Annotated in this window: 14 protein-coding genes; 13 read left to right on the forward strand and 1 reads right to left on the reverse strand. The window is 43.3% G+C overall.

Annotated features, from left to right (window positions below; genetic code table 11):
* Positions 1 to 2 precede the first annotated feature (2 nt).
* The 8 genes from citF to queG all read left to right on the forward strand — a co-directional run bounded on the left by citF (position 3) and on the right by queG (position 10339).
* Positions 3 to 1535 (forward strand): citrate lyase subunit alpha, encoded by a 1533-nt coding sequence (citF, locus tag IGI46_RS08435; RefSeq protein ID WP_429962892.1) that lies wholly within the window; start codon positions 3 to 5, stop codon positions 1533 to 1535.
* Positions 1501 to 2079 (forward strand): citrate lyase holo-[acyl-carrier protein] synthase, encoded by a 579-nt coding sequence (gene citX / locus IGI46_RS08440; RefSeq protein WP_429973229.1) that lies wholly within the window; start codon positions 1501 to 1503, stop codon positions 2077 to 2079. The genes citF and citX overlap by 35 nt, the downstream gene beginning before the upstream one ends.
* Positions 2072 to 3466, forward strand: coding sequence for an oxaloacetate decarboxylase subunit alpha (locus tag IGI46_RS08445; protein ID WP_429973230.1), 1395 nt, complete (start codon positions 2072 to 2074; stop codon positions 3464 to 3466). Before citX ends, IGI46_RS08445 begins: the two co-directional genes overlap by 8 nt.
* Before the next feature lie 130 nt (positions 3467 to 3596).
* Positions 3597 to 4589: an AraC family transcriptional regulator gene (locus IGI46_RS08450; protein ID WP_429962895.1), complete on the forward strand. Its 993-nt coding sequence runs from the start codon at positions 3597 to 3599 to the stop codon at positions 4587 to 4589.
* A 222-nt stretch (positions 4590 to 4811) separates the two neighbouring features.
* Complete coding sequence (locus IGI46_RS08455; RefSeq protein ID WP_429964941.1) at positions 4812 to 6059, forward strand: MFS transporter; 1248 nt, start codon at positions 4812 to 4814, stop codon at positions 6057 to 6059.
* 57 nt (positions 6060 to 6116) lie between these two features.
* Entirely contained in the window at positions 6117 to 7700 is a 1584-nt protein-coding gene (locus IGI46_RS08460; protein WP_429973231.1) for an alpha-rhamnosidase, read from the forward strand.
* Positions 7701 to 7742: 42 nt separating this feature from the next.
* Positions 7743 to 9092: an MFS transporter gene (locus IGI46_RS08465; protein ID WP_429962897.1), complete on the forward strand. Its 1350-nt coding sequence runs from the start codon at positions 7743 to 7745 to the stop codon at positions 9090 to 9092.
* Positions 9093 to 9196: 104 nt separating this feature from the next.
* Complete coding sequence (gene queG, locus IGI46_RS08470) at positions 9197 to 10339, forward strand: tRNA epoxyqueuosine(34) reductase QueG (protein ID WP_429962898.1); 1143 nt, start codon at positions 9197 to 9199, stop codon at positions 10337 to 10339.
* 61 nt (positions 10340 to 10400) lie between these two features.
* On the opposite strand, the gene IGI46_RS08475 is transcribed toward queG, so the two are convergent.
* Positions 10401 to 11054, reverse strand: coding sequence for a GntR family transcriptional regulator (locus tag IGI46_RS08475; protein WP_429973232.1), 654 nt, complete (start codon positions 11052 to 11054; stop codon positions 10401 to 10403).
* Between the two features lie 129 nt (positions 11055 to 11183).
* Between IGI46_RS08475 and IGI46_RS08480 the strand changes: the two genes are divergently transcribed.
* Genes IGI46_RS08480 through IGI46_RS08500 form a run of 5 tightly spaced genes read left to right on the forward strand, consistent with a single transcriptional unit; the run spans position 11184 to position 15227 of the window.
* A complete protein-coding gene (locus IGI46_RS08480; protein WP_429962899.1) occupies positions 11184 to 12098 on the forward strand; it encodes a phosphate/phosphite/phosphonate ABC transporter substrate-binding protein in 915 nt (304 codons plus the stop codon).
* Positions 12098 to 12916 carry a phosphonate ABC transporter ATP-binding protein gene (gene phnC, locus IGI46_RS08485; protein ID WP_429973233.1) on the forward strand — a complete coding sequence of 273 codons (819 nt, stop codon included), beginning with the start codon at positions 12098 to 12100 and terminating at the stop codon, positions 12914 to 12916. The genes IGI46_RS08480 and phnC overlap by 1 nt, the downstream gene beginning before the upstream one ends.
* Positions 12903 to 13697, forward strand: a complete 795-nt coding sequence (gene phnE, locus IGI46_RS08490; RefSeq protein ID WP_429973234.1) for a phosphonate ABC transporter, permease protein PhnE — start codon at positions 12903 to 12905, stop codon at positions 13695 to 13697. Before phnC ends, phnE begins: the two co-directional genes overlap by 14 nt.
* Positions 13698 to 13706: 9 nt before the next feature.
* Entirely contained in the window at positions 13707 to 14492 is a 786-nt protein-coding gene (locus IGI46_RS08495; protein ID WP_207701499.1) for a PhnE/PtxC family ABC transporter permease, read from the forward strand.
* A 9-nt stretch (positions 14493 to 14501) separates the two neighbouring features.
* On the forward strand, positions 14502 to 15227 hold the full coding sequence (locus IGI46_RS08500; protein ID WP_429973235.1) for a tyrosine-protein phosphatase: 726 nt from the start codon (positions 14502 to 14504) through the stop codon (positions 15225 to 15227).
* Positions 15228 to 15290: the final 63 nt, after the last annotated feature.

The raw sequence follows: 15290 nt of genomic DNA on the forward strand, positions 1-15290 counted from the left end.
TTATGGTAATGAATAAAGTAAAGCGTGATATTCCTCAGGTATATGCGGATCAGTATGGTATATACGAAGGTGAATTAGCCAATATAAATACCTATCAAGAAGCTAGCCGCAGAATCCAACCCAAGCGTCCTCGGGATAAAAAACTAGTCTCCAGCTTACGAGAAGCGATTGAGAAAACGGGTCTAAAAGACGGTATGACGATCTCCTTCCACCATCATTTCCGGGAGGGTGATTTTGTAATGAACATGGTCATGCAGGAGATCGCTGACATGGGAATCAAAAATATTTCGATTGCGCCTAGTTCAATTGCCAATGTTCATGAGCCATTGATAGACCATATCAAAAATGGTGTGATCACCAACATTACCTCCAGCGGCTTGCGGGATAAAGTTGGTGCAGCAATTTCTGAAGGAATTATGGGAAATCCCGTGGTGATTCGTTCTCATGGCGGTCGAGCTCGGGCGATTGCGGCTGATAATATTCATATTGATGTGGCCTTTTTGGGTGCCCCCAGCTCAGACTCGTATGGGAATGCCAATGGAACCGTCGGCAAAGCCACCTGTGGTTCATTAGGCTATGCCATGGTAGATGCAAAATATGCGGATCAGGTAGTTATCATTACCGACACCTTAGTTCCTTTTCCAAATACACCGATCAGCATTCCGCAAACCGATGTTGATTTTGTTGTGGAAGTAGAGGCGATTGGCGATCCAAAAGGAATTGCTAAAGGGGCTACTCGTTTTACTAAGAATCCCAAGGAATTGCTAATTGCGGAATATGCAGCCAAAGTCATTACCAGCTCTCCGTATTATCAAGACGGCTTCTCTTTCCAAACAGGAACTGGCGGAGCAGCCTTGGCCGTTTCCCGTTTTTTACGAGAGGCGATGATCAAGGATGGCATAAAGGCCAGCTTTGCTCTAGGCGGAATCACCAATGCGATGGTTGAACTGTTGGAGGAAGGCCTAGTCGGAAAAATCATTGATGTTCAGGACTTTGACCATCCGTCAGCGATTTCTTTAGGTAAAAATTCTCAACATTATGAAATAGATGCCAATATGTACGCTTCGCCTTTGAGTAAAGGTTCCTTCATTAATCAGCTGGATACAGCTATTCTGTCTGCTTTGGAAATTGACACCAACTACAATGTGAATGTCATGACGGGTTCAGATGGAGTTATTCGTGGAGCCTCCGGTGGTCATTCGGATACGAGTATGGCCTGCAAAATGAGTCTAGTAATCTCACCTTTAGTACGGGGAAGAATCCCCACGATTGTAGATGAAGTGAATACAGTCGTTACCCCAGGTGACAGTATTGACGTAATTATCACCGAAGTCGGAATTGCCATTAATCCGAAACGGGCTGACTTGATTGAACACTTTAGTCAGCTGGATGTACCGATTTATACGATTGAGGAGCTTAAGGAGAAGGCCTACAGTATCGTAGGAAATCCTGAGCCAATTCAATACGGAGACAAAGTAGTAGCGCTGATCGAATACCGTGATGGGACCATTATTGATGTCGTCAAAAACGTTTAATGATCTCTTCAATGGACCCGTTATCTCACTGGAGGAAATGCTGGAAAGCCGAGAAGAACGAGCAGCAATGCAACAGGAACTGCTGCTCACCGACAGCCAGAGTTCATTGCTTTGCGCGACGATGAATATTCCTGGTCCAGTGAAGACGTCGATGAAGCTAGAAGAGATATTTGAAACAATCACTGAAGCAATTGAACAGGAATTAACGGGGATTTCTCCTGATGCCAATTTATATTGGGAGAAAAATACTGGGTTGGAATACTACCTGCTGCTGCCCTTGGCTCCTCAAGAGCTGAAGACCAAGATGGTGCAGATTGAAGAGCAGCATCCCTATGGTCGATTGGTCGACTTGGACGTACTGTGGCAGGAGAATGATGAAATAAAAAGCATCAGCCGACAAGAGCTGGGTTTTGCCCCGCGGCGCTGTTTTATTTGCGACAAGGATGCCAAGGAATGCGGCCGTTCCAGAGCCCATTCGATTTTAGAAATGCAGCAGGCGATTGCTCAAATTGTTGAAAAGGAAGAGGAGTTGAAACATGGCTAAAAAAATCCAGTTTATGGAAACCGTACTGCGGGATGGTCAACAAAGCCAAATCGCAACGCGTATGCCAACGGAGGATATGCTGCCGATTTTAAAAACCTTAGATGAAGCAGGCTATTATTCACTGGAAATGTGGGGCGGTGCTACCTTTGATTCATGCATTCGTTTTTTGAATGAGGATCCCTGGGAGCGATTGCGCTTGATCCGCAAAGAAGTAAAAAATACTAAGCTGCAAATGCTGTTGCGGGGGCAAAATTTATTAGGCTATAAAAACTATGCTGATGATGTTGTTCGCGATTTTGTCGAAAAATCGATTAAAAATGGGATTGATATCATTCGTGTATTCGATGCGTTAAATGATACCCGTAATTTGGCAACCTCCATTGTGGCAGCCAAAGAAGCTGGCGGACATTGCCAAACAGCGATCTCCTATACTACCAGCGACATCCATACGGTGGATTATTTTGTGAAGCTGGCGAAAGAAATGGCTGATTTAGGGGCCGATTCAATTTGTATCAAGGATATGGCGGGGGTTTTAACGCCCCAAACCGGGTTTGAACTAGTCAGCCGAATCAAGGATCGAATTGATTTGCCGTTAGAAGTTCATACTCATGCCACTAGCGGAATTTCAGAAATGACCTATTTGAAGGTTGCTGAAGCGGGTGCGGATATTATTGATACAGCTATTTCATCCTTCTCCAGCGGTACGAGTCAGCCGGCAACAGAATCAATGGCCTTGGCTCTGGAAGAACTAGGCTTTGATACCGGCTTGAAGATGGACAAGGTGAGCGAAATTGCTAATTACTTTAATCCGATTCGTGATCGTTTCCGTGATGAAGGCATTTTGAATCCTAAAGTGAAGGACATCGAACCAAAAACCTTGATCTATCAAGTACCTGGTGGAATGCTGTCCAATCTGCTAAGTCAATTGACCGAGCAAGGCATGCAGGATAAATATGAAGAGGTGCTGAGTGAAGTACCAAAGGTTCGGGCCGATTTAGGCTATCCACCATTGGTTACACCGTTGTCGCAAATGGTTGGGACCCAGGCCTTAATGAATGTCATTTCTCAAGAACGGTATAAGCTGGTCCCTTCTGAAATTAAGGATTATGTGCGGGGGCTTTATGGCCGTCCACCAGCACCGATTAATCCAACGATTCAAGAAAAGATTATCGGTGATGAAGCAGTAATTACAGCTCGACCAGCTGACTTAATTGCACCGCAGCTGCCGGCGTTCCGAGAAGAAATCAAGGAATATGCCAAATCAGAGGAAGATGTTCTGATGTACGCCTTATTTCCACAGCAGGCCAAAGATTTTCTTGGCCGCCGAGAAGATCGGTTCTACGATGTTCCTCTGCAAACCGTTCAAGTTACGATTGATATTTCTTAATTTTGTGTCCTCCTTATGACAAGTTTAAATAGAATAAACAGAAGCAGTGCTGGTTGCTTCTGTTTATTTGTGCGTTCATTTTTTGATTGGAAACGTTTATAATAAAGCGGAATGGCAGGGGGAAAAGTGAATGGACTTTACTGAATTGAAAAGACAGCTGAGAGCAGAAAATGAAATTGAGCGGGAGCAGCGGATTGAAGGGTACAACGTCAACGATCAACATCTGCCTTATGATGAAGAGGCTGTTCCTAAGATGCCTAGTGAATCCTTTTTTAAAGAAGGCAACATTTTTATCAATAAGCACCATCGTTACTCAGAAATGCCGGCTCATACGCATGAGTTTGTGGAATTTAATTATATGCTTTCCGGCAGCTGTGTTCAGTATGTGAATGACAAGCGAATCGAGCTGAAGGAAGGCGAGATTCTCCTGATGGATAAGGAGATTGTCCAGCGGATTGATGCGCTGGAGGAAAAGGATATTCTAATCAATATTTTATTAAAGGATGACTCCATTACCACTGAGATTGTGGTGAACATGGTGAAATCCAACGGACTGGTGAATGAATTTCTTATGAATGCTTCCAATGACTATAGCAGCCATGATGCCTTTATTCATTTTCATTGCGGGGACAATAAGGAGGTGCAGTCAATAGTGCATCGCATGATGCTGGAATACTTCAGTAAAAAGAATTATTTTATGCGGGCGATGAATTTATTGCTTTCGCTGGTGATGATTGAGCTAACTAGAGTGATCGAAGAAGATAGTCTGGAGCAATCCAATGAACGGGACGAAGAAATCTTAGACATTTTGCGTTATATTGAAGCTCATTATACGCATCTGACCTTGACCCGGTTATCCAAGCATTTTGGCTACAATTCCAATTACATCAGCAATAAATTAAAGAAGGAAACCGGTCGCTCCTTCCAAGAGTTAATCAATTCCCTGCGCTATCAGACAGCCTTGGAATTGATGGAGGAAACGGATAAAAGTCTTGAAGAAATCGCCTATGATTTAGGCTTTGAAACAGTTCCCTCTTTATATAAGCTGTTTGCTAAGTACACAGATAAGACACCAAAAGAGCTTAAAAAGAGCATTTTAGAGCGATATCAACAAGAAAAATAATGAGAGATCCTTTTTTATAAGGATCTCTATTTTTTTATCTTCATCTGTGAAATGGATAAGGAATGTGTGGGAATTTGCAATGGCTGAAATGTGGTGAGGCGCTTACAATTCAAGTAGTAAGAAAACAAAAAATAAGGAGAGTGTTTAACTGTGAGTAAGCAAAAAAGCTCAACACTGGTAAAGGAGTATTCGCCGTTGGCAACAGCTGCTGGAATCGGCTCAATGTTAGGATCAGGATGTATTGTTGGCTTGTCAGCGACCATTCCAGTCTGGCAAAAGGGGTTAGCCTTAACAGCGGGTCAAGTCGGAATTATTTCTGGAGGATTAACCTTCGCAATTGCCTTCGGGTCATTGTTTGCCGGTCAGATTACTAAAGGTTTCGGTCTTATTCGTTCTTTCAATTGGTTGAATTTATTTTACGCAATTGGCGCAGGGGTATGTATCCTGTCTAATAGTTTTGCCATGCTGCTGGCTGGTGTAATTGTAATGGGGATTTCTTCTGGAGCAGATTTACCCATCAGTTTAACCGTAGTTTCCCACGATGCACCAGACGAGCAAACCTCAGCACAGCTGGTTTCCTCTACTCAGATTTTTTGGCAAATCGGGGTCTTCATTTCGTATATTTGTTCCTTCCTGCTTTCAGGAATCGAGGGTGTCTTAGGAGCAAGAATTGTTTTTGGTATTCTTTTTGCTTTTGCTTTAATCACTTGGTTATGGCGTTCCTTTTCACAAAAGTTCAAACGATTCCACGAAGAAGGCACTGCTCGTCAATTGGCCCAAAAAGCAACCCAAAATGCGACTCAGGAAGTTTCCTTCAAAACGGTATTGTTTGGTCAAAATAAAAATAAATATCTGGGCTTCTTCGCGGCAATTTTAATTTTCTATGTGTGTTGGAATTTGTTAGCCAATACCTGGGGCCAATTCCAAACCTATGCATTGACTAATGCAGGGGCTAGTCAAACACAAGCCACTGGTTTAGGGATTGTTCTAAATATTGTTTCCTTGGCCACAACGATTGTCTTTGCTTCAGTCGCAGGTGGAAAGTACCGCAACAAAGCTTTCTTCATCGGAGCTTTCGTGCAGTTTGCCGCAATGCTGGGCATGGCTTTAATTGGTGGCGGTGCCGGCTTCATCGCTTTAGCAATCACAATTGCTTTTTACAACTTTGGGAATCCTTTGGCAGGCGAAGCAATTTACAAAGTATGGACACAGGAATCTTTTCCGTCAGAAGTACGGGCTTCTCTGCAAGGCTTTATTAACGGATTTTCTCGGATGTGCTGCGGACTGTTTGCTTTTGTTACCCCCTTCTTAGTGGCACCAGATCGGATTCAAACATCGATGTACGGTTTTGCGGGCATCGTATTGCTGGCAACGATTGCGGGAGTCATCATGATGCATTTGCAGAAAAAGCATGGAGTTGGTGAGCAACAAACAACGGAAGCGCCAAAAATGAAGGATGCAACGGTTTAGGTGGAACAATAGGAGAAGCAATCAATGAATTGCTTCTCCATTAATGGAGGGAAAAACATGACATTTACATTTCAAATTAATAATGATGTGGTTTGGAACCACGACGAAAAGCTGCTAGCAAAGGCCGAAAGGAATACACCTAAGCTGATTCAAACCACGATTCAACCAGCTGCAATTGCCGAAATTATCGCGGATGAGAAAAGTGTCAACGGTTTCAAGTCAGTGGTTAGCGAGAAAAATATTGCGCAGCTGCCTGACTATACCTTAGGTCGAGATGAAAAAATCGTACTGGATCTAGGCGATCACTATGTAGGTAAATTTACGATTGACATTGATTCGGTGGGGTCTCCAATGGATGCGCCGTTGTATTTACGTTTAAAATTCGCAGAGGTTCCAGCCGAAATTGTAGCTGAAGCAACAGATTACGACGGCTGGTTGTCCCGTTCATGGATTCAAGAAGAATTTGTCCATTTGGATGTGCTGCCAACGACTCTGGAGATGCCTCGTCGTTACAGCTGCCGGTATATCGAACTGAGTGTGATTGATACTTCACCCAAATGGAAGGCTAGTTTCAGTAATCCAATCTTTATGGCAGAAAGCAGCGTATCAATGGAGCAGCTGCCTAAACCAGTGATTGAGGATAAAGAATTAGAAGCAATTTATACTATTTCGGTTAAAACTCTGCAGGATTGTATGCAGACGGTTTTTGAGGATGGTCCTAAGCGTGATCGCCGTTTATGGATAGGGGATTTGCGTTTACAGGCTTTGGCTAATTATGCGACCTTTGATGATTTAGCGTTAACCAAACGCTGTATGTATCTGTTTGGCGGAATGACAACTGAGGAAGGTAAAATACCGGCTAATGTTTTTACGGAGCCGAATTTAACGCCAGATGATACCTTCCTATTTGATTACAGCTTGTTCTTTGCCACGATATTGTTTGATTACGTACAACACACCCAAGACGAAATAGTTCTGCAGGATTTATATCCAGCGGCGAAAAAAGGGATGGATTTGGCTCTGCAACAGGTAGATGAAGCAGGACGCTTAGTGTTGACCGAAGACTGGCCGGTATTTATCGACTGGTCCAATGACTTTGACAAAGCTACAGCTGGACAGGCGGTCATTATTTATGCCATGAAACGATTTATTCAATTGGCTGAAAAAATGCAGGATCCCCAGGTAAAGCATTATCAAGCTCTTTGCCAGCAATTGGAAGAGTTTGCTAGGACGACTCTTTATGATGCAGAGAAAAAGCAATTTGTAATTGAGGGCAGCGGCGAAGTGAATGTAGCTAGTCAAGTTTGGATGGTTTTAGCCGAAGTAATGGATGCTAAAACCAATCATGAGATTATGGAAACAACCATTAAGGAACAATTTCCGATTACTGGCTTTGGTACACCTTACATGTATCACCATGTAGTGGAAGCTCTCTTCGTAGCTGGCTTGCCAGAAGCAGCAGTGCAATTAATGAAGGATTACTGGGGCAAAATGATCAGCATGGGAGCCGATACCTTCTGGGAAGCCTTCAAACCAGAGGACTTGGACTTCTCACCGTACGGCAGTCCGATTATCAGCAGCTACTGCCATGCCTGGAGCTGTACACCGGCTTATTTGATCAAGAAATATTTAGCCGGATAAAATCAGTAATAGAAATGGGGAAAGAAGATGGAGTCTTTGAAAATGAGCGGGCAAACGGACAAACCTATCTCAAAATGGCAGCAGCGAATTGGTTATGGTGTTTCTGACTTAGCTTGTAATTTAATTTGGCAGATGATTTCGCTGTATTTACTGTTTTTTTACACAGATATTATGCAGCTGAGCGCTTCAGCGATTAGCTTGATGTTTATTTTGACCCGCTTCGTGGATGGGATTACTGATCTGCTGGTTGGCTATTTAATTGATCACACCCATACTCGTTGGGGCAAGTCACGTCCGTATTTTCTTTTTGGCGCGGTTCCCTTTGCTCTCTTTGCTTTTCTCTGCTTCAACGTGCCAGATATATCGGCTAATGGCAAGCTGATTTATGCTTACATTACTTACTTTGGACTTTCCTTGGCTTATACCGTTGTCAATGTACCGATGGCGTCGATTCTTCCCAGCTTAACTAACGATACTGAGGAACGAACGGCTTTGTCGACTTCACGAAAATTCTTCGGCTTTATGGGGGCAACTGTGGTTAGTTCCTCTGCTTTGGTATTAGTGAATTACTTTGGCAAGGGCAATCAAGCCGTTGGGTTTAAAATTGTTATGGCCATTTTTGGTGTGATTGGCTGTCTGCTGTTTTTCTTTACCTTCTTCAGTGTTCGGGAAACGGCAGCCACCAAAGCAGAAAAGGTTTCGGTAAAAGAGATTTTTACCAGTTTGAAGCAAAATAAACCGTGGCTGATTTTTGCCTTAAATATTCTCTTTATGTGGACGGGATTCTTTATCCAAACGAGTGCGTTGGTTTATTACTACACGGTAGTAGTAGGCAGTCGGGCTTTATCAATTTCGGTAGCAACCATTATGTCGATTGTTCCAATGGTAGCGAACTTTTTTGTACCTTTCCTGGCCAAACGACTTGGCAAGCGCAATCTATATGTTTCTGCGTCGATCATACAGGCTTTAGGCATCGTGATTATTTTACTGGGAGATATCAATCATGGGGTCATCCTTTCAGGATCGGTTGTTTCAGCGATTGGCTATGGGGTGAAGGAAAGTATTTACTTCTCCATGCAGGCTGATCCGGTGGACTACGGTGAATGGAAAACTGGGGTGAACGTTTCGGGTTCCCTTTCAGCGATCAACGGTTTTTTAGGGAAGGTTGCTCAAGCCCTATCTGGTGGGATTGCAGGCGCATTATTAGCGTGGGGGAATTACACACCAGGAGCAGCTGCTCAAAGTTCACAGGCAGTTTTAGCAATTAAAGCAATGTATGGGTACATCCCCTTGCTGCTGATTATCGGTTCAATTGTGACTATGCTTTTCTATCAGCTGGATAGTATTTATCCGCAAATTAAACAGGAATTGGAAGCAAAAAGAGAAGCATAACAAAAGGGGTATCCTCTGTTTGGCAAATGCCGCAGCGGGTACTCATTTTTTCGTAAAAATTTGTATGCTCCGTTATAATAGAGGCAGAGGGAGGAGAGCTTGCTATGACCCTTAAAGAAAAAATTATCGCCGAAAGTCAACATCTGGGGATTGATAAAATCGGTTTTGCCTCAGCGGAGCCGTTTACCGAACTAGAAGCATCCCTGCAGGAGCAAAAAGAGCGGGGCTATACTTCCGGTTTTGAGCATCCGGTAATTGAAGAACGTATTTACCCTGAGCGTACCTTCGAAAATCCGAAGACGATTATTTCGATTGCCTTAGCCTATCCGACTAAAGCAAAAGAAGAGATTCCACGGGATGAAAAACGCGGCATGTTTGCCCGGGCTTCTTGGGGGATTGATTACCACGATGTATTACGCGATCGCCTGCAAAAGCTGATTGCTTTTATCCAGTCTGAAGCGGAGTCCTTGCAGCAGGAAGCGCAGTGGCGATTTGCTCCGCAGGTAGATACAGGTGAATTAATTGATGTTTCGGTAGCGCAACGTGCGGGCTTAGGTTTCATTGGACGCAATGGTTTGTTGATCACAGAGGAGTTCGGCTCTTTTGTTTATTTAGGTGAAATTATTACCAATATAGAATTTGCAGTGGATCAGCCGATTCCTTTCGGCTGTGGTGAGTGTATGCGTTGTGTTAAAGCCTGTCCGACGAAAGCTTTATTAGGCGATGGACGAATGAACGCGCAGCGTTGTCTGTCTTATCAAACGCAAACCAAAGGCATGATGCCAGAGGAATACCGTAAGAAAATGCGCAATGTTATCTACGGCTGCGACATTTGCCAGCTGGTTTGTCCCTACAATCAAGGGAAGGATTTTCATTTTCATCAAGAAATGGAGCCGGAGATTGATACAGTTTATCCTAAACTCAAGCCAATGCTGAGTCTTTCCAACAAAGAATTTAAACAGCAATTTGGCCATTTAGCCGGTTCCTGGCGCGGCAAGAAGCCCCTGCAGCGAAATGCTATTATTGCCTTGGCTAACTTAGGGGATCGCTCGGCTTTGCCAGAGTTGTTCAAGGTAGCCAAGGAAGATGTTCGTCCAGTGATTCGGGGAACGGCAGCTTGGGCAATTGGTCGATTGGGGAAGAAGGAAGCTGACGTTTGGCTAGAGAACTTGAAGGAATTGCAGCAGATGGAACAAGATGAAGAAGCCTTGAAGGAAATCCAGCAGGCAATGGATAGGTTAGCGTAACTAGGCCGAATGATTCGATACTTGCAAGAGTACCGAATCATTCGACCTTTTTTTGATTTTTCTAAAGGGTGCCGTAGTGCAGAATTTGATGATTGGCGTATTCTTGATAATCCTCCAATTTAGCAATCGCCTGATCGAACTGATTTTTCTCAATCAGCTGCAAATATTCTTGAAAGAATTGAACGGTGCTGATGGTTTTCTTTGGCGAATTTTGCGGATCAGCCATTTTGCGATACAAAGAGGTACTGATCACTCGGGCCCACAGATTTTCATAGGTAGGGATCAATAACTCGTTACCGGCTGCTTCCATGATTTTGGTGTAAACCTTAGGCATTTGATTAATGTACTGAACATAGTCTAAAGCTGCGCGATAATCTTTGGCTGCTGACAATCTTTCCTGAATAGCTTCCACATCTAGCATGCTTAACCCCGTTTTGGCGTTTTTTGTAGCCAGAATCATCCATTCGACACAAATTTGAGTTACATCCACCATTTCCTTCACACTGGCTTCTCGCAAAGCCACGCCGCGGTTCTTCTTGTAAACTACCAGCTTTTCTTGCTCCAGCTGTTTCAGAGCTGAGCGAATCGGCGTTCGGCTGTGTCCCAGCTTTTTCGACAAAGAAGCCTCGGACAAAATTTCATCAGGTTCAATCCTGCCAAAAAGAATCGCCTGTTTGATCTCCTGATAAGCACTGGATTCAATCGATTGAGTCATGACATTCATTCCTTTACATAGAATTTACAAAAAAACAACGGAATCTTGATGATTCCTGCTCCCCATCAACAGTATACTACAATTGTTCAGTGGTATACTACTGAAACTTAAAACAAGGGAGTTTGAGTAATGAAAAAATTGAAGGTAGCAATGCTGGCACTATTGTGCGGCACGACTTTAGCAATTATGACTGGCTGTGGGAACGATCAATCGGCGACAGCTGCAGATGAAGTAGATAAATTAACCATTGTCCAAATGCCAGATGAAACGAACCCTGACGCAGGAACCAAGAATGACGAATTTCGCAAGGATATGGAAAAAGAATTAGGAATCGAGATAGAAGAACTAGAGGGAGCGGAATATTCGGTCGGAATTGAGGCCATGAAGGCAGGTAAATTAGATGTCTTGTTAGTTACCCCGATGAGCTATTACCAAGCTAAAAAAGTAGCGGGAGTTGAACCACTGGTAACAACCACTTCGATGGGTGAAAAGCCTTACCGAACAGTGTTTATCGTGAACAAGGATGACAAAGAAACACAGTCTTTGGAGGATTTGAAGGGGAAAACCTTTGCCTTTGTTGATCCAGCCTCTTCTTCTGGTTATATGTTCCCTAAATCAAAATTAGTTAATGATTTAGACCTTGATCCAGATCAACTGGAAAATCCGGATTACTTCTTTAAAACCGTGGCTTATTCTGGTAAACATGATTCTAGTATCATGGGCGTTATCAAAGGCGACTATGAGGCAGCTGCTGTGGCAGAGCAGATTATTCCTCAACTGGTGGAAGCCGGTATGATGAAGGAAGATGATATTCGAATCGTTGGCGAAACAGATGTTATTCCGAATGCATGCTTTGTGATCCGCGCAGATTTGCCGCAGGAAATGAAGGACAAAATCAAAGACTTCTACTTAAATTATGAAAATGGCGACTACTTTGAAACCTTATATGGTAGTAAAGATGTTCGTTTTGTGGAAGCCAAGGATGAAGATTACGACGTCGTAAAAGAAATGGTTGAAACCTTAAACATTGAGGAGACAGAATAATGACCGAAAAGCTGCTGGAATTAAAAAATGTAGGCAAAACCTATGACAAGAAAAAGTATGCGTTGAAAGAGATCAATTTAACCATTAATAAAGGTGAGTTTATTGTAGTGATCGGACCATCGGGAGCGGGAAAGTCTACATTTATTCGTTCAATTAATCGCATGATTGATCCATCAGAAGGCGAAATTATTTTCGATGGAGCGCATATGGAAAAGATCAAAGGACGCGAATTGAAGCGTCAGCGTTCAGACATCGGCATGATTTTCCAGCACTATAATTTAATCGGGCGCACAAACGTAATCAAGAATGTGCTGCATGGTCGGCTGGGGAAAATCTCCTTCGCCAAGAGTTTGTTTAGTCTCTATCCTGAAAGTGATAAACAGGAAGCCGTGGATTTATTAAAGAAGGTCGGGCTGGGTCAGCAAATTTATCAGCGAGCCAATGATTTATCAGGTGGACAGATGCAGCGGGTCGGCATCTGCCGGGCAATTATGCAGCATCCTAAGCTGATTCTGGCAGATGAACCGATTGCTTCCTTGGACCCCAATTCCGCCAATATTGTAATGGATCACTTGCAGGGGGTAACGATGGAACGTGGCATTACCTGTATTGTAAATTTGCATCAGGTTGATTTTGCTAAAAAATATGCGACACGTATTATTGGGATTCAAGCAGGGAAAGTCGTCTTTGATGGCAAGCCAGAGGAACTGGATGATCAAACAACCGCAATGATCTATCAAGGCAAGGAAGAACAAATGAGGCTGCAGAAAACGGCTTCGGTGATGGGGGAAGGAAGCTTGGCCTATGGAGAAATCTAGTCACAAGGTCGTTTTAACTGACCAGCGGAAGTTTTCAGCAATTATGAAGTATGTGAGTATTTTGGCAGTCGTCATTTTTGCCTTTGCTTACTTAAGGGTGAATGTGATCGAGGCTTTGCTAGCCTTTCCTAGTTTCTTGCACTTCTTTTTGACCAATTTCCTGCCAGCGAACTTTAGCCAGCTGCCTACCTATGTGCCGCTGATTATTGAAACGATTCTTTTTGCGGTAGTGGGGACTTATTTTTCAGCAATTTTGGCCTTTGTCTTTGGCTTATTAATGTCAGAGCAAACCAATCCCTTTCGTTGGGTACGGATTGCGGTACGGGTGTTCATTTCCTTTTTAAGAAATATTCCCGTGCTAGTCTGGGCATCGCTGCTGGTCTACATTTTTGGAATAGGCAATATGGTAGGATTGTTGGCTTTGATTATTGCGACACTAGGTTTCTTGGCACGCTCCTATGCGGATTCGATTGATGAAATTGCCGGCAGTAAGCTGGAAGCATTACGGGCTAGCGGAGCATCGTATGCACAGATTTTGTTTCATGGTCTGATTCCAGAGTTTATTCCTTCCTGGATTAACTGGACGTTATTCTCTTTTGAAATCAATATTCGGGCATCATCGATTCTGGGAATGGTAGGAGCTGGCGGTATCGGGATCATGATTCAAACCAATATTCGGCTGTTCAAATACCATGAAGCTCTATCGCTGATTATTATTTTGGTGCTGATGGTTCTGGCAACGGAATTTGTCGTGAATCGTTTGCGGCGATTTGTGAGGTAGGAGGAGCTTATGGAAGCAAAAATAGCAGTATCCAGTAAACGAGAAAAGGTAACAACCCTTATCGTCGGACTGGGATTAATTAGTTTATTTGCAGCAAGTCTGTATTTCTTAAAGTTGGATGTTAAAACCTTTGTTAGCCGGTTTGAGTCAGCTGGAGAGGTAGTACCTAAATTCTTTGCCTTAGATTTTTCGGAGTTGGGAACAATTATTTCTGAATTGTTTGTTTCTCTATGTATGGCAGTGGCCGGTTTGGCTTTAGGTTTTGTTCTTTCCATTCCTTTGAGCTTTTTAGGTGCCAGCAACACAACACCCCATCCTCTGTTGGCAGGCTTAATCAAGGGGATTGTTGGAATTGTGCGGGCAGTCCCAGCATTAATCTGGATTTTGATTGTTGTAGCAAGCTTAGGTTTTGGGAACACCGCTGGAGTTGTCGGTCTGATTTTTCCAACGACTGGTTACTTAACCAAGTCCTTTATCAGTTCCATTGAAGAGCAGGACCCGGCAATTATCGAAACGATGAAATCTACCGGTGCCGGTTGGCTGCAGCTGATCACGGAAGGCTTACTGCCAGGCTTGACCAATCCGATTTTGTCTTGGACATCCATTCGACTAGAATCCAATATTGCGGAATCAATCTCTCTAGGGATGGTAGGTGCTGGTGGTATTGGGATGGTATTAACACGTGCGATTGGCAAATATGAGTACGCTAAAATCTCCACGATCATAGTAGTCATCTTTGTGACCATGATCACCGTGGAACTGCTGATTGGACAGATTAAAAAAGCAATTAGATAGGAGCAGCATATGATAAATTATACACGTTTGCCGTTAGACGGCAGCTTTAATACTCGGGAGCTGGGAGGCTATCCTGTAAAAGAGGGCGCTACCCATTTCCATAAATTTTTACGCAGTGACAGCTTGTCGGACTTAACTCAGCAGGATGTAACCTTTTTAGAAAACTATGGTGTGCGAACCATTGTTGATTTACGCAGCGATAGTGAGGTGAGCGAGTCGCCGAATCCGCACTCTCCGCTTATTCAGAATTTGCATATTCCTTTAGTGACTGGCAATGTTGCAGATGCTACTAAGGACATTACCAAAGAAATGAATTATTCCATGGGCAGCTTTTATGTGGATTGCTTAAAACGCTATCCGGAAAGCTTGGTAAAAATTTTTGAAGCGTTTGCCGAAAGCGAAGGCTGCATTCTGTTTCATTGCGCCGCTGGAAAAGACCGTACCGGAATTGTTGCGGCTTTTCTATTAGAATTAGCCGGTGTTTCGCAAGCGGATATTATCGCTAATTATCAAATCACCCATACTTACCTTCAGGCAAATCCAAGCTTTAAGCAGACACACGGAAGCTATCCGATTGAGATGTCCTACTCTTTGCCGAATTACATTGAAGAAGCCTTGGATTATTTGCATTCGCATTATGGAACAGTGGAAAATTATTTGCGCAGCTTTGGTGTATCACAAGCGATCTTGACGGAGTTGAAAGCTCGAATGGTCCTTAACGAAATCCTCGTTTAATCCTCTAACGTATAATCAAGCGATTGGTTATGCGTTTTTTGTATGAATTCCAGCTAAACAAGG

The sequence above is a fragment of the Enterococcus sp. AZ163 genome (assembly GCF_050498925.1).
GTDB lineage: Bacteria > Bacillota > Bacilli > Lactobacillales > Enterococcaceae > Enterococcus_A > Enterococcus_A ferrettii.